Source organism: Rhodococcus sp. IEGM 1306 (assembly GCF_036541985.1).
In the GTDB taxonomy this organism is placed as follows: domain Bacteria; phylum Actinomycetota; class Actinomycetes; order Mycobacteriales; family Mycobacteriaceae; genus Rhodococcus_F; species Rhodococcus_F qingshengii.
The window spans coordinates 1-21,001 of record NZ_JAZHFF010000023.1; the positions used below are offsets into that span (position 1 = coordinate 1).

General features: G+C 60.6%; 26 protein-coding genes and 3 pseudogenes. 21 read left to right on the forward strand and 8 right to left on the reverse strand.

Going from position 1 to position 21,001, the window contains the following annotated elements:
• Positions 1 to 285: 285 nt before the first annotated feature.
• Positions 286 to 739 (reverse strand): annotated as a pseudogene (locus tag V3587_RS29620) (IS3 family transposase); the annotation flags it as partial.
• A 47-nt stretch (positions 740 to 786) separates the two neighbouring features.
• Here V3587_RS29620 and V3587_RS30755 point away from each other — a divergent pair.
• Together V3587_RS30755 and V3587_RS29630 are read left to right on the forward strand one after the other, a co-directional pair.
• Positions 787 to 912, forward strand: a pseudogene (locus tag V3587_RS30755) (transposase); the annotation flags it as partial.
• An 18-nt stretch (positions 913 to 930) separates the two neighbouring features.
• Positions 931 to 2,346: an IS30 family transposase gene (locus tag V3587_RS29630; protein WP_442973152.1), complete on the forward strand. Its 1,416-nt coding sequence runs from the start codon at positions 931 to 933 to the stop codon at positions 2,344 to 2,346.
• Positions 2,347 to 2,416: 70 nt separating this feature from the next.
• Here V3587_RS29630 and V3587_RS29635 read toward each other — a convergent pair whose 3' ends face one another.
• Positions 2,417 to 2,794: a hypothetical protein gene (locus tag V3587_RS29635; RefSeq protein ID WP_019749968.1), complete on the reverse strand. Its 378-nt coding sequence runs from the start codon at positions 2,792 to 2,794 to the stop codon at positions 2,417 to 2,419.
• A 474-nt stretch (positions 2,795 to 3,268) separates the two neighbouring features.
• Here V3587_RS29635 and V3587_RS29640 point away from each other — a divergent pair, with 474 nt between their 5' ends.
• Together V3587_RS29640 and V3587_RS29645 are read left to right on the forward strand one after the other, a co-directional pair.
• Entirely contained in the window at positions 3,269 to 3,856 is a 588-nt protein-coding gene (locus V3587_RS29640; protein ID WP_125461312.1) for a hypothetical protein, read from the forward strand.
• 154 nt (positions 3,857 to 4,010) lie between these two features.
• Positions 4,011 to 4,862 (forward strand): TFIIB-type zinc ribbon-containing protein, encoded by an 852-nt coding sequence (locus V3587_RS29645; protein ID WP_182263448.1) that lies wholly within the window; start codon positions 4,011 to 4,013, stop codon positions 4,860 to 4,862.
• A gap of 125 nt (positions 4,863 to 4,987) precedes the next feature.
• Here the strand turns inward: V3587_RS29645 and V3587_RS29650 are convergent, their stop codons facing one another.
• Positions 4,988 to 5,284: a hypothetical protein gene (locus tag V3587_RS29650; protein WP_019749972.1), complete on the reverse strand. Its 297-nt coding sequence runs from the start codon at positions 5,282 to 5,284 to the stop codon at positions 4,988 to 4,990.
• A gap of 180 nt (positions 5,285 to 5,464) precedes the next feature.
• On the opposite strand from V3587_RS29650, the gene V3587_RS29655 reads away from it, so the two are divergent.
• From V3587_RS29655 to V3587_RS29670, 4 genes are all read left to right on the forward strand, one after another.
• Positions 5,465 to 5,962, forward strand: coding sequence for a hypothetical protein (locus V3587_RS29655; RefSeq protein WP_019749973.1), 498 nt, complete (start codon positions 5,465 to 5,467; stop codon positions 5,960 to 5,962).
• A gap of 415 nt (positions 5,963 to 6,377) precedes the next feature.
• Complete coding sequence (locus V3587_RS29660; RefSeq protein WP_019749974.1) at positions 6,378 to 6,611, forward strand: hypothetical protein; 234 nt, start codon at positions 6,378 to 6,380, stop codon at positions 6,609 to 6,611.
• A gap of 142 nt (positions 6,612 to 6,753) precedes the next feature.
• Positions 6,754 to 7,134, forward strand: a complete 381-nt coding sequence (locus tag V3587_RS29665; protein WP_256921966.1) for a DUF6188 family protein — start codon at positions 6,754 to 6,756, stop codon at positions 7,132 to 7,134.
• Between the two features lie 116 nt (positions 7,135 to 7,250).
• Positions 7,251 to 7,601: a hypothetical protein gene (locus V3587_RS29670; RefSeq protein WP_019749976.1), complete on the forward strand. Its 351-nt coding sequence runs from the start codon at positions 7,251 to 7,253 to the stop codon at positions 7,599 to 7,601.
• Between the two features lie 481 nt (positions 7,602 to 8,082).
• On the opposite strand, the gene V3587_RS29675 is transcribed toward V3587_RS29670, so the two are convergent.
• The gene (locus V3587_RS29675) at positions 8,083 to 8,610 is read right to left on the reverse strand and encodes a hypothetical protein (RefSeq protein WP_019749978.1); all 528 of its coding nucleotides are present in this window, start codon (positions 8,608 to 8,610) and stop codon (positions 8,083 to 8,085) included.
• Here V3587_RS29675 and V3587_RS29680 point away from each other — a divergent pair.
• Together V3587_RS29680 and V3587_RS29685 are read left to right on the forward strand one after the other, a co-directional pair.
• Entirely contained in the window at positions 8,521 to 8,955 is a 435-nt protein-coding gene (locus V3587_RS29680; protein ID WP_080572351.1) for a DUF6188 family protein, read from the forward strand. The two genes, V3587_RS29675 and V3587_RS29680, sit on opposite strands and share 90 nt — an antisense overlap.
• 103 nt (positions 8,956 to 9,058) lie before the next feature.
• Positions 9,059 to 9,373 carry a hypothetical protein gene (locus V3587_RS29685; RefSeq protein WP_019749980.1) on the forward strand — a complete coding sequence of 105 codons (315 nt, stop codon included), beginning with the start codon at positions 9,059 to 9,061 and terminating at the stop codon, positions 9,371 to 9,373.
• 541 nt (positions 9,374 to 9,914) lie between these two features.
• On the opposite strand, the gene V3587_RS29690 is transcribed toward V3587_RS29685, so the two are convergent.
• Positions 9,915 to 10,259, reverse strand: a complete 345-nt coding sequence (locus V3587_RS29690) for a histone-like nucleoid-structuring protein Lsr2 (protein WP_019749981.1) — start codon at positions 10,257 to 10,259, stop codon at positions 9,915 to 9,917.
• A 169-nt stretch (positions 10,260 to 10,428) separates the two neighbouring features.
• Here V3587_RS29690 and V3587_RS29695 point away from each other — a divergent pair, with 169 nt between their 5' ends.
• The 5 genes from V3587_RS29695 (at position 10,429) to V3587_RS29715 (ending at position 13,874) form a co-directional block, all read left to right on the forward strand.
• Complete coding sequence (locus V3587_RS29695) at positions 10,429 to 10,950, forward strand: hypothetical protein (protein WP_125461309.1); 522 nt, start codon at positions 10,429 to 10,431, stop codon at positions 10,948 to 10,950.
• A 60-nt stretch (positions 10,951 to 11,010) separates the two neighbouring features.
• Positions 11,011 to 11,700 carry a hypothetical protein gene (locus tag V3587_RS29700; RefSeq protein ID WP_257207368.1) on the forward strand — a complete coding sequence of 230 codons (690 nt, stop codon included), beginning with the start codon at positions 11,011 to 11,013 and terminating at the stop codon, positions 11,698 to 11,700.
• A 552-nt stretch (positions 11,701 to 12,252) separates the two neighbouring features.
• Positions 12,253 to 12,420: a hypothetical protein gene (locus V3587_RS29705; protein WP_019749985.1), complete on the forward strand. Its 168-nt coding sequence runs from the start codon at positions 12,253 to 12,255 to the stop codon at positions 12,418 to 12,420.
• Positions 12,421 to 12,666: 246 nt separating this feature from the next.
• The gene (locus V3587_RS29710; protein ID WP_331703478.1) at positions 12,667 to 13,533 is read left to right on the forward strand and encodes a hypothetical protein; all 867 of its coding nucleotides are present in this window, start codon (positions 12,667 to 12,669) and stop codon (positions 13,531 to 13,533) included.
• A gap of 113 nt (positions 13,534 to 13,646) precedes the next feature.
• The gene (locus V3587_RS29715) at positions 13,647 to 13,874 is read left to right on the forward strand and encodes a DUF2283 domain-containing protein (RefSeq protein ID WP_019749988.1); all 228 of its coding nucleotides are present in this window, start codon (positions 13,647 to 13,649) and stop codon (positions 13,872 to 13,874) included.
• A gap of 178 nt (positions 13,875 to 14,052) precedes the next feature.
• Here V3587_RS29715 and V3587_RS29720 read toward each other — a convergent pair whose 3' ends face one another.
• Positions 14,053 to 14,217, reverse strand: coding sequence for a hypothetical protein (locus V3587_RS29720; RefSeq protein WP_019749989.1), 165 nt, complete (start codon positions 14,215 to 14,217; stop codon positions 14,053 to 14,055).
• 98 nt (positions 14,218 to 14,315) lie between these two features.
• Here V3587_RS29720 and V3587_RS29725 point away from each other — a divergent pair.
• Together V3587_RS29725 and V3587_RS29730 are read left to right on the forward strand one after the other, a co-directional pair.
• A pseudogene (locus tag V3587_RS29725) lies at positions 14,316 to 14,612 on the forward strand (ATP-dependent DNA ligase); the annotation flags it as partial.
• On the forward strand, positions 14,545 to 15,255 hold the full coding sequence (locus V3587_RS29730) for an SOS response-associated peptidase (protein WP_019749990.1): 711 nt from the start codon (positions 14,545 to 14,547) through the stop codon (positions 15,253 to 15,255). The pseudogene V3587_RS29725 and the gene V3587_RS29730, both read left to right, overlap by 68 nt.
• 62 nt (positions 15,256 to 15,317) lie before the next feature.
• On the opposite strand, the gene V3587_RS29735 is transcribed toward V3587_RS29730, so the two are convergent.
• Complete coding sequence (locus V3587_RS29735) at positions 15,318 to 15,956, reverse strand: hypothetical protein (RefSeq protein ID WP_019749991.1); 639 nt, start codon at positions 15,954 to 15,956, stop codon at positions 15,318 to 15,320.
• Positions 15,957 to 16,056: 100 nt separating this feature from the next.
• Between V3587_RS29735 and V3587_RS29740 the strand changes: the two genes are divergently transcribed.
• Positions 16,057 to 16,932 carry a hypothetical protein gene (locus V3587_RS29740; RefSeq protein WP_080911099.1) on the forward strand — a complete coding sequence of 292 codons (876 nt, stop codon included), beginning with the start codon at positions 16,057 to 16,059 and terminating at the stop codon, positions 16,930 to 16,932.
• A gap of 165 nt (positions 16,933 to 17,097) precedes the next feature.
• Here V3587_RS29740 and V3587_RS29745 read toward each other — a convergent pair whose 3' ends face one another.
• A complete protein-coding gene (locus tag V3587_RS29745; protein ID WP_182263386.1) occupies positions 17,098 to 17,397 on the reverse strand; it encodes a hypothetical protein in 300 nt (99 codons plus the stop codon).
• A 730-nt stretch (positions 17,398 to 18,127) separates the two neighbouring features.
• Here V3587_RS29745 and V3587_RS29750 point away from each other — a divergent pair.
• The 3 genes from V3587_RS29750 (at position 18,128) to V3587_RS29760 (ending at position 20,439) form a co-directional block, all read left to right on the forward strand.
• The gene (locus tag V3587_RS29750) at positions 18,128 to 18,610 is read left to right on the forward strand and encodes an SRPBCC family protein (protein WP_182263387.1); all 483 of its coding nucleotides are present in this window, start codon (positions 18,128 to 18,130) and stop codon (positions 18,608 to 18,610) included.
• 31 nt (positions 18,611 to 18,641) lie between these two features.
• The gene (locus V3587_RS29755) at positions 18,642 to 18,821 is read left to right on the forward strand and encodes a hypothetical protein (protein ID WP_019749520.1); all 180 of its coding nucleotides are present in this window, start codon (positions 18,642 to 18,644) and stop codon (positions 18,819 to 18,821) included.
• 670 nt (positions 18,822 to 19,491) lie between these two features.
• Complete coding sequence (locus tag V3587_RS29760) at positions 19,492 to 20,439, forward strand: phospholipase D family protein (protein ID WP_182263388.1); 948 nt, start codon at positions 19,492 to 19,494, stop codon at positions 20,437 to 20,439.
• The last annotated feature ends 562 nt before the right edge of the window (positions 20,440 to 21,001 follow it).

The window sequence follows — 21,001 nt, forward strand, 5'->3', positions numbered from 1 at the left end:
CCCACGGACTACGAACAGTCACTGACCGCGACCTCGATGGCCGCGTGACCACTGTCCACTTTTCGGGGTGAACCTCAGACAACTCAGTCACCTCAACCAGATTTCGTCCGACCCACTTAAACCAAACAGTCACACGTCAAGTACGGCGTGCACCTACGAGGATCGTAGTGGGATGATTGCGCCCAACCGCGACCAAAAAGGCTGCAAGGCACGGTTTCTGGCCATTCGACCCGGAGATGCAAGGGGGACTGCCCCCACTTCGGTTGACGCGTGGGGGTGATAGCTTCAAGCCGCGTATACAGCCTGGTTGATTGTCTCAAACTCGATCGGCGTGAGTTTCCCGAGGCGCCGTTGCCGGCGTTTGCGATGGTAGGTTTTTCTCGATCCAGGTCACGATCGCCAGCCGCAGCTGTTCTTGAGTTGACCACCGTTGACGGTCGAGGACGTTCTTCTGCAACAGTGAGAAGAAAGACTCCATCGCCGCATTGTCGCCGCACGCCCCGACCCTACCCATGGAACCTTGTAAACCGTTGTCGGACAATGCATGAATGAATTTTCGTGATCGAAATTGGCTACCCCGATCGGAATGTACGATCGTTCCGGCCGGATCCCGGAGCGCGACGGCATTGGTCAGGGCATTCACAGCCAGCGACGCTTTCATTCGCGAGTCGATCGAATAGCCGACGATCTTGTTCGAGTACACGTCCTTGATCGCACACAGGTACAGCTTTCCGGTGTCGGCTTGGATTCCAGCAATCGTCGCAACACCTACTGAAAGGTGTTGCAATGGCTGGCAAAAAGTACACGGATCAGCAGAAGGAAGAATTCTTCCGATTACTCGACAGAGGTGGCACGGTCCGCGCCGCAGCGCGTGCAGTCGGCGTTCATGAAAACGCCGGCTACAACTGGTTACGGAAAACAGGGCTGACCATGGCGCGGGCCGCGCCGCGCACCTACCCCGCGGAACTCAAAGCTGAGTTCTTGCGGCTCGTTCGCGAGCGAGAAATCATCTCGACCGTCGCTCATGAGCTGGGGATTCACCGGCCAACAGCCTATGCATGGGCGCGGAAAGCAGGAATATCAACCAGCGAGGCACGCAAAGTCAACCCGCGGCGCGAAGAATTCCTACGCCTGCGAGCGGCGGGACTCACGCGCGTAGAGGCCAGAGCTCGCGTCGGGGCCGATGCCCGATCGGCGACCGACTGGGACAAAGGCATCACGATCATCAACCGAGGGCGGGTCTATCCCGACGGCCGGGTGGTGCGGTACCCGGTAAAGAACAATGACGGTGTGCCAGAACGAAGAACCCGCGCGATCGGCGGAAGCGTCGACCTCAACGTCGTCGAGAAGATCATCCATCCCCGATACCTCAGCCTGCTCGAACGCGAACAATTGCAGGACCTACGGCGCGCAGGGTTGTCGATCCGGGCGATCGCGTCAGAAATGCGACGCGCACCGTCGACGATCAGCCGAGAACTCAAGCGCAACACCGTCTCGGTGAGGGGATATATGCCTCATACGGCGCATCGGCTGTCCGTGAAGCATCGGGCCCGGCCGCGGCAGGCGAAGCTGGTTGCCAACACCGAGCTTCGTTCCTACGTCCAGGGGAAACTGGCGAAAAGGTGGTCGCCGCAACAGATCAGTCACCGATTGGTCAAGGACTTCCCAACCGCTCCGGAAATGCGTGCGAGCACCGAGACGATTTATCAAGCGATCTACGTCCACGCCCGAGGCGAACTCACACGGGAACTCGGAAAGCAACTGCGCCGCGGTCGAATTGCACGCAAACCGCACAAGCAGCCCGATGCCCGCCGGCCGCGGTTCGTCGACCCGATGAACTCCATCAGCAATCGGCCGGCGGAGGTCGACTCGCGAAAAGTTCCAGGACATTGGGAAGGTGATCTCATCATCGGCGCGCTGGGTGGATCGGCGATCGCGACACTAGTCGAACGCTCCTCCCGCTTCGTGATGCTCGGCCACCTCGGCCGCGAGCGGACTGCCGAAGCCGTCCGAGACTCCCTCATCACCACCGTCCGTCACCTGCCCACATCACTGCGGGGAACACTGACCTGGGACCAAGGCGCCGAGATGGCCGAACACCGCGCGTTCACCGCCGCGACCAACTTCGACGTCTACTTCGCAGACGCGGGCGCTCCCTGGCAGCGCGGCAGCAACGAGAACACCAACGGTCTACTGCGCCAATACTTCCCGCGCGGAACCGACCTGGCAGTGCACAGCGTCGACAAACTCTTGGCCGTCGCGGAGGAGCTTAACGATCGACCCCGGAAATCACTCGACTGGGACACCCCTGCAGAGCGCCTGAGTGCTTTACTGGAAGTCTCGTAACCACGAGTGTTGCGACGATTGCTGGAATACAAGGCGGAGGAGGGAAGCAACACTTCTTCGGCGGAGAGGATTACCAGCTCTGGATGAAGAAGAACTGCTGCGAACCCCGCGCCGGGTTCAGCACGCCGAGAGAAATTTCTCCGCCTCGCGCTGCGGCTTCGTCAGCGAACTGGTCGAGGTGTCCTCGGACGCCGTCAGTACCTGCGTAAATCGATCCTGGGGCCACGCGCACACCGACCTGACTCGGCGTGGTGACAGATTCGATCGCATCGCCGGCGTTAACCTGACCGAACAACGCGGTCTCGCCCTGGTTCAGCTGAACCCCGATGCGCCCGTTGTCGTTGATCGGAGCGATAGCTGATGCTGTGCCTGCGCCGCTGAGCGCGATGGCTGCAATACCGGCGGGAATCAAAGCGGCTGCGGTAATCGTCTTGCGTAGGCGCGTCATTCAGCTTCTCCTTCATCAGGACCCGTTCCGGATGTAAGCATCCATGGGCCACGTTTGTCTGGTTCTTCCCGTCACAGTCAACGCCATCTCGCAAACATTGAGCAATCTAGTTGTTCGGTTTGAGATGCAACTCACTGTGGCTAAACCGTTGAAGTCTAAATTGTTTCAGCGAAACGGCTGGCCAGACCCTTGGATCTTTTTGGAAGCAACCCTCAGGCCGTTACATCTTCGTTACCTCATGGACAATGCATCTCCGTGGCGAGGAAAGCTCGGTCCTCCTCGGATGCTGATCGCCACTGCAACCCGGCAGGCCGTGATCACCGAGCGCACCAACGACCTGGCTAATCTGATGAATCAGCACAATCACGCTGATCGAACGACAAGTGGGACTGCAAAGAAGAGGCGAAACTCTCTGGTGGATCTATGCCGCCTGCGCGAACCGTGTCAAGGTGAGGATCTCATCCGGATGCGGGGGTGAGACGTTTGAAGGTGCAAGCCGAGCGCAAACACCGGGTCCGCAAGTTGCGGGACCTGGTCATTTTCGCGGTATTCGGGGCAGTCTGTGTAGCGCTTGTCGGTGCGCTGCTCTTTCTCAAGAGTCATGCCCCGGTCGCCGATGAGGACTCGACGTCGTCGCTGCTGTCCGTCGGATCCGGTGCGGCAGCCACCAATACACCGGCCCAGCGGCCGAGTCGGTGCTCGTCTGTACCCGGCAATCTGGCGACGGCCGGGACGGCACCGGAACTGTTCGTCGGCACCTGGCAGGACACCGCAGACTCTCGTTCGCGTATGACCTTCGCTGCTGACGGAACACTCACCACTTGCTATGAGGGAATGGATGCCACAAGATCGGGCACGTGGGAGCTGATTCCGACCGCTGAAGTCCCCGACATCGCCGATGCGGCAGCACAGTCCGCAGAACCAGCGTTGCACACCCAACTGACCTTCGACGGCCAGCACCCACGCGATCAATACTTGGGCATCGGCGAACTCACCACCGACACAATCCGATTGATTCACCTGCCACGTGGCAACACCCTCACCTACACACGTGTGCACTGACGTGTCGAGGACGACGCCACCGCAAGACAGGATTCGGGCCTACGCTGCCGACCCCAACGCCCTCGGTAGGTATACGAGAGGCCGCAAAACCATCACCTTCCACACAACCCGCCGAGGGTAACCATTTCTTCGACCGTGACCGCGGAGCACTGCGATGATCTACACCTGCCCGATCTGCGGCAACCCGAACCTCACCCGCCGCCCGTACAACGACGACGATACCTCGGCTTCCGACGAAATCTGCCCCTGCTGCGGATTCCAATTCGGGTACGACGACCACGCCTCGGGGCGCACGCACGCGGCGTGGCGCCGGCACTGGATCGACAGCGAAATGCCGTGGTTCAGCCGCGGCCGCCGACCCCCACCAGGGTGGGACCCGGCCGCGCAACTGGCCGCGCAGATCGCGACCGAGAACCAGGAAGCGTTCGAACACCGCCCCGCCCACCCTCATCGCGAAATTCCTGCGTCGCCGACGTTCCCGTCGTACTCGGACCGGTTGCCGGAACCGCGGACGGGAGACGAACCGGACCTGCCCGTACAACCACACACCGCCCCGGCAGAGCTCGACCCGATCCGTCAATTTCACGCCGCAGCGTGGGAAGGTTCGCCCGAACAGCATGACAGTCACCACGCGGCGGTCGCCTACTACCGAAAACGGATCGCCCGTCCCGTCGGCTGGATCACCGACACGATCGCCCAACTTGTGACCACCTTCGCAGAGCAACTTCCGCGCACCGATCCTGATGCTGCGATCACGGTCAGCAAAAACGCACCGGACACCGACAGTCCCGCACAATTCACGGTTCACATCGCACCTGCGGGACCGCATGCCGGCAGCGAAGGGGCGTGGACGTGGCACATCGCTGTGAGCTTCGCCGCGATCTACATCAGCGGCGACGACCGGGCGACAAGCCTGATAGCCGCGACCTTCGTGCGGGCCGCCCAAAACCTCGGCCTCGTCTGCTTCGACCCCGGAACCGGACGGATCCTGCCGCTACCGAAGTAATCGTCCTACCTCGAAATCCGACGCCTCACAGAACAATCCACGAACTTGCAGGAGGATCCTTGGCGAAACTCGCACGCAACCTCATGTAGACCAGGCCTCATGCGGCGAGATGACGCATTCTCGGTTCAGTCAGCTGTTGAGTTCGCTGAGGTGGTGAGCGGGGACGCACAGTGCGCCAGCTCATGGATGGGGATCCGGGTGCCCACCATGGAGGGATGCATCGAGATCACCCACCGCTGCGAAACGGGACGGCCCACCTGGGACGCATATGACATCGCGTAGCTTTGACCCCCAGCATCGGAAACTTCGTCGCCGCCGAGCACGACCTCGACGGGAACGGCATGAGGGAATGCCTCTGCCCACCAACGACTTGCCGTCGCTTCCCGCACGAAGGCGACTGCCTCGTCAAATGTCAGCGGCACCTTGTCCCCCCCACGGACTCTTCGGCCGTGTAGACCCGCCAATCGCTCAATCCCTGCTCATACGGCACGAACTCAGACTACCGATGCGCCCCTGTTCGACCGCGACCGACGGACACGATCACGTGGGCAACACGCGTGATCCTCGACGGAATTCCTTGCCCGCGCTGATTCAATCGGATAATGATTACACGAGGCTTGGTCGATGCCGAGCACCACACATTCCTCATCTCCGCGGCCGACACCGATCCCACCGAGACCTACTCAGAGGGGCAGGTGTTCGACGCAGGCAACAACCTGATCTCTGTTCGCACCGGCATCGCTTACGGGCCGGTGCACGTCACCCTCGAACAGCTCTCCGGCGACGACGACATGTTTCTCAACGGTGGCCCCGCGATCGACCTCGACGCCTGGGAAAATATCGAAGAGGTCCACGTAGTGTGCCGCCAACCGATGCTCTTCATCACCTTGGCGAACGAAATCGTCGAGGAGTTCGGGGAACTCACCTCCCCCACCGGCGCGCGTTGCTTCCGTATCGCCACGCGAGGACGTGCCGAGCACTGGGACATGGACGTCGACTCCGCCACCGAGGACTATCTCATCCAGACTTGGCCCGCTGGCAGCCCGTCGATGATCCGCGAGATCAAAGCCTCCGACGGTGTGTGGCCCGTCGAACACTGAACCGGCGCCGGCCGACCACCCTGTCTGGGACGCGCGTTTTGAAGGACTGTTGTGATGTTGGTCGAAAGCAAGCCCTGGCCGAGTTTGCCAGCTCTCGACCTGGAAATTCACGCGCCTCGGCTGGTCACGGGGCAGGAGATTCGTGTCGTGGAAACAGTCATCAGAAGTACCCCTCTTGTCGGAGTTTCCTTCGGCGCAGAAGGTGATTCCCTTGTCATCGATGCCCTTCTATGTGGTGCGCCCAGAATCTTGTTCAACGTGGCGTCGATGCCGTTGGCAGTGGTGTCGAAGGAATCGGACGGACATCCGATCGTCTATGGCGTGGACGGGATGCTCCCCGACGGCGGTATCGACGAAATCCCCCTGCTGCCGGGGCTTCCCGAAGGGCCGATGGCGTTGTACCCGGGCTGGGCTGGTGTTGGGTGCCGACTTCCGCGTCCAGGCCCAGGCTTACCGTGTGGTGGGCGGGATCGTGTACATTTCGCTGCACTGCCGAACCGAGCAGGGGACGTTCATGGACTACGACGTCGCCTCGATCGCAGTCGATCTTCTTCGTAGTCGGGCTGACGGCAAATTCGACATCGACATCCTCGCCGCCTCCGGCGCTCCCTCCGCAGAAGGAAGACCCACGGCACCGCCGGTGGATTGAGGTCGAGGGCCGCGAAGTCGTTCCCGATTGCCGCCCTGGTCGACTGACGATCACATGACAGTGCACCGGCACTAAGTTCTCCCACCCCTGCAACCCATGCGGGGCGCAGCCGGGGTCGTCATATCCTTCTGACGTGAACGCGATGAATCTTCCAGGCGCCGGACAGCGGGTTGCCCGCGCCGAGGTCGGTCACGCCCTACAGTTCGAAACTGACGAGCGCGTTCGATACTTCGTCGAGGAGAATCCCGTGCTCACCCGCCCCGACGACACCGAGATCACCATCGACCTTCCCGCGCCTGCATCCGGGGTAGACATTGCGGCAGAACTGGTCGGCGCGACAATCGAACTCAGCACCTGCCCCGCAGACGGATCACTCGTCGTACTGTTCGACACCGGTGCCGTGTTGTCGGTGCCACCGTCGCCGGACTTCGAAAGCTGGAACGTCTCCGCACCCGGGAACGTGCTCGTCGTCTCGGCCCCTGGCGGGACGATCGCAGCGTGGAACTGGCCGGACCTCAACTGAAGTGACCATCCCCGAGACCAGCATCACCGCCCGGCGTCACGCGCACGGCGACACTTCGGCCGCATGATTAGGCCTTGTCGAACCTTCCTGAACGTCGAACATGAGGACACATCGCGATGACTTCCGATCCCCCGCAAGATTCTTCAGCCGACTCGCCAGATCACTATCCGCTGGTCCTCGAGGTAGCCGACGACTATGTCCACGGCCGAAGATCTCTGCACTCCTTGGTGACCTTCTACGAATCGATCGTCGACAAGTACGAGGAAGAACAGCGCGACCGGCATGAAGTCCTACGCTGGGCGTGGCTGCAGATCGAAATCATGAACGCTCTACGACACGATGATCCCAGTCGCGCACCGCAAGACGAGGCCGAAGTGTGCGAAACCATCGATGAGTTCGTGACCACATTCCGGTCGCTCTATTCCGCGTCAGCCGTCACCGATGATGCTGGCAATCAGCAAGTTTGATCGCTCGGTGAGGGTGGCGCTGACGACAGCGCCCCAACTCGACGGCACATGCCATGATCATGCCTCATGAGTGGCATTCGGATCGCGTGGCTTGCGTTGGCAATCGCGGTGGGGGTATTGGGATCTGCGAGCGCTCAGTGGCCGGTGTACGAAATCACCAGTTGCGAAATCGGTTTCGATTCGTTGAGTTCGGCGGTATGCCTCGGCACAGTTCACGAGTACTTCGGTCGCCAACTGTTCCTGGTGTTGGCTATTCCTGTGGCGCTGTGCATCGTTCCGGCAGTGATCCCGCGGCCTGTGGTGTCTTGGATCGTTGCCGGTGCGATGCTCTCCACTGCTGTGTGGGGCTTCGCCGTCGCGTTCAGCTCCACAAACCCGTCTCTGATAGCGATGGTGGGGAGTGTTCCGGCGGCCTTCCTTGCGTTGGTTCTCGCCGCGACCCATCAGCTGATTGCCGTGAGGGACAGGGCTGCCGCGGGGACTACGCTCCGAGCCCGACGTTGGTCCAGATGTCGAGGTAGGTGGAGTAGTCAACGAAGTACGGGGGCTCGTCTGACGACCACACCACCCCTCGGACGGCGTCCCCGTCGATGTACAGGCAGAGGTATCCGCCGCCGCCGGAGTGGAACGTGGCGACGCAGCGGGTGGGGTCGGGGTACTCGTCGGGGGAGAGACCGTCCAGGATTCCCCACTCGAAGGCGTCGATGCGAAACATCTCGCCCAGCGGCAGAGGCCCGACCGTTCTCCCAGCGATGTCGTACCAGCCGTTGTGAAGGTGAGTGTAGAACCGCGTGAGGCTTGCCGGAAAGTGGTGCCACACTGCCGGGACGTCGTCGTTCTCGGTGACCGGGCGCCCACCGAGGTAGTACATGTCGCCCCCGTCGGCCGCCGTCATCCGGTACAGGAGAAACCACTCACCCTGAGATGTCAGCAAGGCGACGTCGGCGAGACTGGCAGTGATCGTCTTGTAGGTGTCGGACAGCGGGTTGTCCGTACCGAGGTCGGTCACGCCCTACAGTTCGAAACTGACGCGCACGTTCGATACTTCGTCGAGGAGAACCCCGCCCTCACCCTTCATGACGACACCGAAGTCGCCATCAGCCTTCCGGCACCTGCACCCGGGGCAGACATCGCAGCGGAACTGACCGGCGCGACAATCGAACTCAGCACCTGCACCGCAGACGGATCACTCGTCGTACTGTTCGACACCGGGACTGTACTGTCGGTGCCACCGTCGCCGGATTTCGAAAGTTGGAACGTCTCCGCGCCCGGGAACGTGCTCGTCGTCTCGACACCTGGCGGCACGATCGCAGCGTGGAACTGGCCCAGCACCGACGGACATGGCTATCCATGAATACCGGGACCGACGCCCGAGCGATACTCCCGGGACCACAAATTTGTCGCACACTTCATCCCCGCCGGAAACTTCCTGACCGTCAATCGCGAGGACAAGACTCATGACTTCGGACAACCCGCACGATCCTTCACCCGAATCACCAGATCTTCACCCTCTGATCCTCGAGGTAGCCGACGACTACGATCACGGCCGAACTTCCCTGCGCGCCTTGGTAACCGTCTACGAATCGATCGTCGACAAGTACGAGCACGAACAACACGATCGCCACGAAGACCTACGCTGGGCATGGGGGCAGATCGAAATCATGAACGCTCTACGACACGATGACCCGAGCCGCGCACCGCAAGACGAGGCCGAAGCGTACGAAACCATCGATGGGTTCGTGACTACATTCCAGTCGCTCCATTCCGCCTGAGCCGTCGCCGATAGTGCTGCCGATCAGCAGGTTCGATAGACCGGAGGCCCATCGATGATCCGCAAGATTCAAGCCACGGACGGTGTCTGACTCAACGAGGAGTGACCTTTGGACTGCCGTCGACGATGCGTCCGTTGCCGGGCCTACTCGCGTGCAAGGGAACTCGGGGAATGATCTGCACTGACAGTTGCGGGTGCAGCCTGCAGAATGAGCGCAAGACGTCGACGGTGGACCGACTGGATTGTGTATGCGCGCACTCCGCAGGCTGCTTGCGGAACTGTACCCGGAGATGACTGTGTCTAATCTCTGCTGTTCGCAGTGGCAGTCGGCGGCCGAGCGCAGACGGCGACACACTTCGACTCAGGAAGGGCGCGTGGTTCTCGGGTGTTTTCGGTTGGAAACACCTGCAGTTCGCGCCAGCGATGAAAGAGGTGGCGGAATCCACACAGGGCCAGGCCGAAGGGCGTATGTGAGAAACGCTTCCCCTCACACCCGCTTTCGTATCAGTGTTGAATGTCGTGTCGCCTTAAAGGGATCGAATTCAGTGCGCGGCGTCGAAGGCGTCGAGGATCTCCGCGTTGACCCGTCCCCGCGGTGCCACGTCGTAGCCGTTCTTGACTGCCCAGTCCCGCACTGCCTGCAACTGCTCTTTCGAGCGACCTGAACCGGTATCCTTCGCCGTCACATCAGCTTTTCTGCCGCGGCGTGCTTTTCCGACTTTCTCGGCGACCTTCACGAAAGGCTCGAGGGCGGCGTTGAACTTGTCGACGTTCGTCGGCCGCAGATCGATCATGTAGTCCGACCCCTGATACGAGAATTGGACGCGTTCGCCGAATCCGTCGTCGATCGGCTTACCGTCGAGATCGTCGATAAGTTGGCGAATCACTCTCAGCCATGCAGCATCGTCTCCAATTCGATAGGAATCTCTCCAATGACCGGGTAACCCTAGCAACCCTTGTGTCGGTACCGAGACGACGTCTAGCGACAGTATTTCGGCGCAGAGAGATGCTTCTCGCGGGCTCTGCCGCCGAGTCGTCAACTGGTACCGTGCTCTCATGCCCAGCGATTCTTCGGCTAATCGTGACCATGCTCAATCAGTTGCGCGTATCGCCAGGGACGGTGCCCGCGTGCGAGTAAGGGACACCCATCGCTCATTTCAAGAATTCGTCACTCTCGTGGATAGCCGGTACGCATATTCGTTGCCCTATTCTGCGGCACCGAACTTGCGACTTCCTTTCGATACATGGGAGCGCGAGACGAAAACCTTGGTCGACGTCCGGCGATTGTGGGAGTACGCGATCGATCTCGACACCGGCGTACGCCATGAGATGGAGTGGTTCACCCCTGTGTGGCAGAAGATGTGGCCGGGGATCGCACGACACCAACTTGCCTCGATCGACGAGAGGACCAACCGAGAGTCGGTCAACCTGGTGTGGGTCTTGATCGACGAGAAGTCGGCTGAGTTGACGAAGAAATGCCTGGCCGAAGCGTCAATCTCTGGGGTGGACGTCATCTCCATCGAGGAGTGGTTGTCCAGAAAGGGTCGCACGGGCGAAACGGTCCCGGTCATCGGATAGCACCGAACGTCAGAGACCGAACGCACTGTGCAACGCAAGGCAAGTCCTGCAGTCGGTTTGATGGGAGACGTAGTGGATCTGATGCATGTTGCGAGGTTTGTCGCCGCACCGGAGCTGGTCGAGATCGACGACCTCACAATGCCGGGCCGTCGACACCTACCGGAGCACTGGCTGCACGCACTCGCCGGGGACCGTACGTGGCGCGTAGCGGAAGTGTTGAAGCGGTGGAACCACTTCGGGCGACCGATCATGTCCGACACCTACACGACGATCACTGCCAGTCTCGCCGACGTCGCCTTGCTGACATCTCAGGGTGAGTGGTTTCTCCTGTACCGGATGACGGCGGCCGACGGGGGCGACATGTACTACCTCGGTGGGCGCCCGGTCACCGAGAACGACGACGTCCCGGCAGTGTGGCACCACTTTCCGGCAAGCCTCACGCGGTTCTACACTCACCTTCACAACGGCTGGTACGACATCGCTGGGAGAACGGTCGGGCCTCTGCCGCTGGGCGAGATGTTTCGCATCGACGCCTTCGAGTGGGGAATCCTGGACGGTCTCTCCCCCGACGAGTACCCCGACCCCACCCGCTGCGTCGCCACGTTCCACTCCGGCGGCGGCGGATACCTCTGCCTGTACATCGACGGGGACGCCGTCCGAGGGGTGGTGTGGTCGTCAGACGAGCCCCCGTACTTCGTTGACTACTCCACCTACCTCGACATCTGGACCAACGTCGGACTCGGCGCATGAAAACACACCCCTCCCCGCCAAATCTGGGACGCCCGACGGGTAACCATGGCATAACCCAGACGGTGCTCACCTGACCTCGACGGCCTACGCTGGCCGTCGCGCGCTGGAAAATTCTTGAAGAACAAGAACGCTTTCAGTCTTGTGTGATTTCACTCTCGAACCGCGCAAAATGATTGCTGAATATTCACGCAAGAGCGTTGACTGTCGGTAACGAGACCCCGCGGTCCTCAATCGGCTGACCGGGCGATCGCCGACAGAAGGAGCGCGCACATGTCGTGTGAACCCCACGTCCGCATGGCAACAGCCACGTCCGGCGGAGTGACATTCCGGTCGAGTCGTCGTAGCCGAGCGCGGCAACGCTGCACCCCCATCGCACTCCCCCGCGGCCTCTGAATCCCTACGGGTACCGACGACATGGCTCCCTCGCAACCCGGTCGACTGCGGCGCTTCGCAGAACGCGTCCTCGAAACAGTCGTGGACTTCGTCGTCGACGTCATCGGCGGTGTCATCGGGTCGTTGTTCCGTTGACAATGAACATGATTGGACCGCGCTGTGGCCGTGCCCCAACTTGTCCTGCTTACCGCCTTCGGCACCGGATTAGTGTCTTTGGCGCTGCAGGCCACGTCGCTGGCTTTCACGGGACACCGGACGCTCACCGGCGCCGCCACCAGTACCGCAGTGCTCGCGTTCACGCTTCTGACGCTCGGCTTACTGATCTGACCACTACGCGAGAGCGCCCAACAACGTGCCGGCTCTGACTAACAGCCGCGCCGCCGACGACTCCGTGACAGCGAGTCCTCCCCCGGTCCCCCAGCGAACGGAGAAACAGCCGTGCTGATCATCATCGCGGGGACGGTGGCTCTGCTCATCTACCTCGTCCGCAAAGGCTCCCGCGACACGTATCGCCCCTCGATACCTGATCGGTGGCCCGACCTCCCGCCCACGCCGCCTCTCGATCGATCGCATGTGGGCGATACGCAGCTTCCCACTTCGCCTTCAAGCCATGAGGTCCGTACGACGCCAGTGCCGGTGCCGGAGTTCGTTGCGGCCAGAATCCGGGAAGGATCCTTCGAAGGAATTCGGTGCCCGAACTGCAATCAGCGAGATTTGACGGTCGAGTGGATTCCCTTCGATGAACCCCTTTCCACTGCGGACGGGGACATCAGCTATGAGCTGTGGTGTTCGGCCTGTAGGTGGATAGCTCTGGTGCAGGGCCCAGCGTTTCCAAGCGCCCCACAGGCCGAAGAAATGCCCCTACAGGACCGCAACAGTGAGGACTCATCCATGGGTTCCGGTGGCAATCCCAGCGGAAGAACTTCTCTCTCTTTGGGAAGTGGGGCGTTCCAGGTCTACGACGAGTCGATCTCGGATCGGCTTTCTGACTTGCTATCCCAGTACTTCGATCACCCTCGTATGTACTGCTTCGCTCAGGACTGGCGTGGCATCCAGTTCTTCATTCTCGACAAGCTGACTCAGAACGAACCTGAAACAATGGTTTACATTTACGATCCCGCCCGAGGCATCGCAGAGGAACTGCTACCGTACGGGCTTCTTCTGCTGAGAATCGCAGATGGAACCATCTTGAACGGCTGCGCACTGGACCGATTTGCCTTCTGGCTGCAGCGGGCCGGTTTGTCCAGCTTGGACGTCGGACAATGCATCACGCCGCGAGTCTTCGTGTTCTTGGGCGGGAGCGAAGAGGACTACGACACCGATCCGCGATCCGCCCTGCCCTACGTGTATGCATCCTTGAAGATGAAAAAGAAGCTGAGAGATAGTGGACTCAAAGACGCGGACATCCTCACCGAGGAATTCTTCAACGGTCCCAACTGATTTGGATGAACCCGCGTTCGACGAGGATATGTGCCGGTACTTCACGTGTTGAAGTATCGGCACGGCGACAGCGTCAAGTCGCCTCACGCTTCGCCCAGAACTATTCTCTCGATATGCATCTGACATTCGCGGCAACATACGACCCTGACGCCGACGCTTCATACATCTATGTGGCCTCCGACCGGGCGAACGGAGATGCGGTGCGCCAGCAGCACGTCGACTGTGATGGTTCTGACGGCCAGATCGTCCTCGACTTCGACAGAGACGGCAGGCTTCTCGGTATCGAACTACTCGGAGCCTTGTCCCTCCTGCACGCGTCCGCGCTCTCCCCGATCGACTAACCGGAGACCGGCCCCTAGATCTCTGCATCGAAGATGTCGGACCCGCGTACTACTCTGTACCCTGCGACGAGAATCAGGTCGCCACACTGACCAGACCGCAGCGAAAGCTGAGGTCCTGACCTGCAAGATCCTTGCAGGTCGGTCACATGTGGCGACCTGATCTTATGAATTCTGCCGGCTACCTCGCGGCTGGACGATCCGGCATCTTCAGCATGATCAGCTCCGCGCCGTCCTTGTAGCGGTACGCCCACTGGCCGTCCTTCGTCAGCACCGTGCCGGCCTGGCCCTCGTCCGGGGCCGGGCTCCACCCTCGAGTCTCATCCGGTTCTGTAGTCTCGCTCATTTCACTATTGTTTCAACCTCCGAAAATCGGCCGAAACCAGTACAAACCAGCGCACAGTGGAAGGTATGAGCGCCACCACCGGAAAACCAGTGCCGCCGATGCTCGCCACGCTCGGGCAGCCCCCGACAGGGGAGCGTTGGGCCTTCGAATCGAAATGGGATGGCCAAAGAGCCATCACCACAACAGGTTCCGAGTCGCCCGTGCTCTGGTCGCGCAACGATAACAACATCAGCGCATCGTTCCCCGAGATCGTGGACGCGCTCCGCTCTGTGCTCGATCACCGCAAAACCGTCCTCGACGGGGAAATCGTCGCACTCGGACCGGACGGTGTCCCGTCCTTCTCCCTGTTGCAACGACGAATGCACGTCCTGCGGCCCACCGCTCAGCTCCGCAACGAGGTCGCAACCTCGTACTACGTGTTCGACGTCCTCGACATCGACGGCACCTCGTGTGATCCTCGAACGCACCCCACGCGAAGAACCGGACGACGAGCCCCAGCGTCAACTCAGATCTGTCAAATGGGGATTGCTGCCGGCCTGGGCGAAAGACCGGAAGATGGCATCCAAGCTCATCAATGCCCGCAGCGAAACCGTCACCGAGAAAACATCATTCAGAAGCAGTGCATCCAAACGGCGCGCCATCATTCCGGCCAATGGATACTACGAGTGGATGAAAAGTGAAGCAGGGTCGAAGATTCCATACTTTCTCCACGGAGAAAGCGACGTGATCGCAATGGCTGGACTCTACGAGTTGTGGCCCGATCCTGAACTGCCAGAAGACGATCCAAACAAGTGGGTATGGACCTGTACAGTTTTGACTCGACCAGCAACAGATGCCTCGGGACACATACACGACAGATCTCCGCTGATCCTCCCAGAGACATTCTGGGAGCACTGGCTCGACCCGAACCTCACCGACAAAGGTGAGGTCCAGGCCATGATCAACTCGGTTCCGGAGCCGCATCTCGAGCCCTACGAAGTCTCGACTGCGGTGAACAGCCCTCGCAACAACAACCCGTCACTCTTGGAGCCGGTCTGACCACACGTCCATTGGCGCACAACGCGACCGGCAACTGTCGTCTGGCCGCGGTGAGCCGACGGTCACCGCGGAGAGTCGTGGAGCCGAAACAGAGCTGCCGCTTCGAGCCCATCCTGCAGGTACTCGTACTCCCCCACCAGCGCTAAGCACAGAGTCAGCTCGTCGAGGTCCGATCCAGCATTGAGCAACGCGCGGAGGGCCGCGTCATCTCCGCGTACCGGTTGCCCGAGAAGGTCTTCCGAAGCCTGCTCAAGGAAGTCCGCGAGGGAGGAGAGCGCTGAATTCGGCTCCCTGGACGAACCCGGTGCAAGGACGAAAGGCACAACGCGTGTCGGATCATGGCCAACAGCTCTCCACCTCCCGGACTCGTATCCGTAGGCGAAGTTCAGGATTTCATCGTTGCTGGCGGTTTCGAGCCACCAGGGTTCGGCACCGTGATCACACAAGACGGCGCGGCCGCCCTCCACAGCAGGATCAGGGCTGTGCCGGTCGAAACCGCAGATCGCAGCACGACCGCTCGGCAGCGAAATGAAGTCGAAGTGTGATCCGCCGCCGTCACGGTCGGTGACTCGATTGTTTTCGATGGTGAAGGTCGAATGGAGGTCAGAGAAGGAGAAAACTGCCGCGTACGCTGCCGCCCATCCCGCGAGCATCCGATGTGCTGCAGCCGGATCCGGAAGGTCGATTTCAATCGGAGTCATCGTCAGACCGTAACGCTCATCAAGTGCGCTCGGCCCGTCGTGCGCCGCACCACAGGACCACCTGCCAGCGGAAGCGCGCGGTCACTGGAAGCATGAGCACATGCTCACTATTCGGATCACCGACAACGCCGCAGCATTCCTGGGTGTCGGCGTCGGGTTCTCTGCGATCGACCCCACCGACGGCCTCACGCCGCAGCTCAGGGCGAAGTTGAATCGCGGAATAGAACGCCGCGGAAAGCTCCTGGTCTGGGCGGACTCACGTGCCGACGACGAGAGTCCGCCGGCAAACTTCTTCGACTACACCGGGTGGGAATGCAACGACAGTTCATTCCACCTCGAAGACTATGTGCCACTGCGCGCCCCGAATGCCGTCGCGGAAGACTTCCTTCCCTCCGGCCTTCCGGTCGAGTCGATGGGACCGTTCATCACCAGATCCGATCAACGCGCGTTGCTCGAGCAAGGGATCGCGTTCGCCCGCGAATTCGCCCAGCTTGTCTACGATCTGCCCGAACCCGCCCCCGTTCGCTGCATGATCTTCGTCAACAGCAATTGCGGCACCTTCCGGTTTCACCAGATCGAGCCCGGGGTGGAGTGGACCGCACTCGACCTCCTGGAGGACGACTACCCCACCAAGTTCAGCAGCAAGGGCGTTGTCGTCGACATCGTCCCCTCGACTACCAGGACTTTTCGGTGCCAAGTCTGTGGATACCCTGGATTACGCGAGCGGCCTTACGCCCGAGATGGTTCGGGTTCCGGCGAGAGGTGTCCAGCGTGCGCGTTCACGTTCGACGCGGCCCCCGGCGCCGACCAGCACCGCCACAGCAGGCAATCGAGCACGCATGAACAGTGGCGTGAACGCTGGATCTCCGGCGGAATGCGGTGGCAGAGCGCCCCGGACGTGCCCCAACCAGTGATCTGGGAGCCGGTCAACGAACTCGCCGAACTTCTCACCATGCGCAGGCGATCCCTACAGTGATACCTCGCAAGAGGATTCGTTCGGCCGCATATCAGTTACACGGGTTTCGCCACCCGCATTGCCGACACGGTGACCGCGCCGGAATCGATCACGGACGTCGTGAAAACCTGGTGACGTGAACCGCTCGACACCGACACCATTCACGCGCAGGCGTACCCGCGGAGGTCACAGCAGGATCCCACGCTCGGCGTCCGCAATGACCATCGCAGCTGTCCGTGATGCCCATCTGTCGTGGTCGAGCAGACTCCACGTCGGGTCGCGGTTGTCCAAGGGCCTCGCCGCTAAATACACCCGCTGCACAAACTGGCCGACGGCGGCAAAGGACAAAGCGATCCACCGCCACGGTCGATCATCTGCCGCGATACCTAGTCGACCCATCACGGTCGTCGTTATCGCCGAAACATCACTGCCCGCTCCTGCGAACGGTGCCGCTCCGACGTTGAGGACAGCAGTCCACGACTCCACCAGCGACTTCGGCCCCACTCCTTCGCAACGGACAGTCGCATGTCGCCGGTAAGAATTTCCGTCACCCGAAGGACGGGATCTAGGGCCGAGCGATCACGATGTGGAAGTAACCGTAGACAGTGTTTTAGAACTCGTGCCAGTTTTCTTGATTTATCTCAATTGTTCCGACTTAAGTCGTAGTTTCGGCATCTCAACAAGGGGTGCGTTAGCACTTAAGTTCCACAGAAAACGCTCGACAACGACGCCTATCAGTACCGCGCACAAGTGAGATCCCCATTTCCGTTGCGTTCCATTGTCCACGGGTGCAGAGTTCAGAGGCAAACGAGGATCGACGAACAGTGGTTCGATTTCGACACACAGCTCCCCCACCTCACCGCCCAGTGCCATGGCCAGGTTCTTCGGCGAATGGAACTGTCCCCGCCACTAAATTATCGCGAAACTCTCCGCACGTTCGTTTGTCGAGCACCTCTCACGAGTCGACACAATCCGCCAGCGGCACTACAACAGTCACCCAGTATCCACACGGTCGATTACCCACGCTCTCCACGAGCATTCGCGAAGACTCCATGGATCACCTACCCCGCTCAGGATTACTCAACCATCCGGCGCGTGAACGGCAGCATCCGACATGTCCGCGCATCACCCCGCCTCACCGACCGAAGCCGATGAATGCACCCACCGAACGAGAGAAACCTCGCCGACCGATCGGCGGTATGGCAGCATTCGCCACATGACTAGCGAACGGATCGAAGTACAGCGCACCATCCGTGCCGACCCCGCATCGATCTTCGCGGTCCTCTGCGACCCTCAGGGGCACGTCGCCATCGACGGATCCGGAATGCTGATAGGCGCAGATGGCGAACTCGTGACCGCGACCGGCGACGAATTCGTCGTCCACATGGATCGCGAAGCTCTGGGCGACCTACCCATGGGACAGTACGACGTCACAGTGACGATCAAAACTTTTGTTCCCCAACGCGAAATAGCATGGACCATCCTCGGAACTGTCCGGCCTCCGATCGGGCACGTCTACGGATATCGGATCGAGCCGGCCGACGACGGCCACAGTTCCCTCGTGACCTCGTACTACGACTGGTCTGATATCGGCCCCGCCTGGCGGCAAGCAGGAATCTTTCCCGTCATCGCCGAAGGATCTCTCAAAGCCACGCTCGGTATCCTTGCACGCACCGTAGCCAGAGGTTATCCGCGCTGACCCCGCCCGAAAGCCCAGCGCCGGGGCCGTGATGCTCCTCTTCCGCGAGCGCGCAGCCACCACCGTGACAATCGCAGCACTGATCGCCGGTGCCGTCGCAACCTCATGGATCTATCTCAACGGAATCGTCTTCCCCACAACGTCTCCAGTGAGTGCCATGTCCTACGTTGCGCTCACAACCATCACGCCGGCCCTACCGCCTGTTATCTGATGGGGCGCCGAAGCCACGCTGACGCCTCCCAGCCGCCACCTCACCTGAACTCGCGACAAGAGGCTGCCAAAGAGTAGTAGACGAACCTCCACTGCAGCCCAACACGCCCGGCTTCCCCGTCACGAGGCACGGGTCCATCAGTTCATGAAGACCACGCCGCCCGACCTACACTAGAATGCCGAGAAGTTTTCTGCACGTTCACTTTTCGAGCACTGATCACGAATCGACTCGGCCCGCCAGCGACACTACATCAGTCACCCGATATCCACACGGCGAGCGCCTACGATCTCAGGACTACACGCCCCTCCAGGCATGGGCCCGCACGATCCACCACGCCCGCCCTCACCCCCGCGGGATCGCGTACCGCGGCAAATTTCCCGGTGCACTGCGCGGGGCGCTGCTCGAACAAGCAGCAGACCCTTCCCACCCGTCCGGCGCCATCACTGCCACCGTCCCGTATCGAAATCGCACGCCGAATCGACAGCGCTGCAGTCGCACTGGGGTATAACGCCGTCTGACCCGGCAGGGTTGATCGCTACAACATTCTTCGACCTCCACGACAGATCACAGATATCCGGAAGTTTCTTTTGCTCCGGAGACGACTCAGAACGACGGCAGCTTTCACGCAGGAGCCAGAAATCGGGCCCGATTCGCGCTACCGTTCTAGGCTATGGGGACCAGCTTCCACGGACCGAACCCGTGGCCACACATCACTCGCGCGATCCGCACGCGAGGCCCACGCTATGCCGCTGTTCCCTATCTCGGACACCTTGCGCCCGAACTACTTCCACTTCGCAGTGGAGACCTTCTGATCGTCAATGCTTCTACCGCGGCGATCCGCGCCCACGCCACTTCACCTGCCGTTCTTGCGCACTACCTCAGCAAGGGCGTTCGCATCCTGTCGTCGTCAACACTGCACGCCAAGGTCATCGTGACGAACCAACGAGCTGTAATCGGCTCGCCGAATGCTTCCGAAAATTCCACATTCACCCATGAAGCGGTCGTCATTTCCGATGACCCCCAAGTGGTTGCCGACAGTCGCGCGTTCGTCAACAATATCGACGAAACCACTGCTGTAGACCAAATATTCATCGACAACGCCGCGCGCGAATGGGCGATCGGGCGTGCCGTACCCATACCTGGCATCACTGGCCGAATGCAGAACCTTGACAACGACTTTCCTCTTGCTCCGACCAACCGAGTATTTATCAGGCAAGTCAGCGATCACGAAACCCGTCCCTCCGTGCGCATCGCGCCTGTGAAACAGACTTCAACGAAGCATCTTTCGGTCAATCCGAGCGTGAGATACCGACTCGAAACACTCAGACTCGGAAAACCAAGCAGCATGGCACGTGGGGACGTCGTCATCCGCGTCTCCACGGACAACGAATTGTTATTGCCACCCGCTGTCGTGATATCCAACCAGGATCGAATACCGGATTCCCCCAGTCATTTTCAGTTCTTTCTCCGCGTTCGCAACGACCTGCTACCGCTTCCTGTGCCAGACACCGAGAGGTATCTCGTCGAGGTCGGGCACCCCAGCGCACAACTGCGGTCCAACCACTACGTTCGCTCGCTCAGTCTTCGGGCCGAACTGTTGGCGTTGTGGAACCTTTGAGTCCTGAGAAACGAATATTGACGGAATGCGAAGCATTCCTTCGAGTGCGCGAACAGCGCACCGTCAATACGTCGATCCGAGCAATGTACTCACGGAAGCCGAACGACGCACGACCCTAATGTTCGAATCCGGTGAACGAAATCCTCTGCGCAACTGCGATAAAGAGCATTCCGCGTGACAATATATGCGGATCGACCTCCCCCAACCGAAGTCCCTCACGATTCGCAGGCGGACACGAAGGCACAAACCCTCCCCGCTGGAAACCTACGTTCGGCAGCTGACAGGTTAAGGTGCCTTTCCGGATCTTTCAGGTGCTCCTCTCGACACGTGACCCGAGCCATCGAGCTCGCAGACGCACCATCGACTGTCCACAGACCCCCGTCTCCATCCATCTCCAGGACACACGGCAGCAGCCTGCGGAAGCGCCGTCAAACACGCGGGTTACATAACCCCTCCCCCGCGTTCAGTCGCACATGAACCTCCCCGGAGTAATGATCAGAACCTGTGGATCCCGGGAGGACGTACCTTCCCGGATGATGATCTGCAAGGAATCGGAATTCTG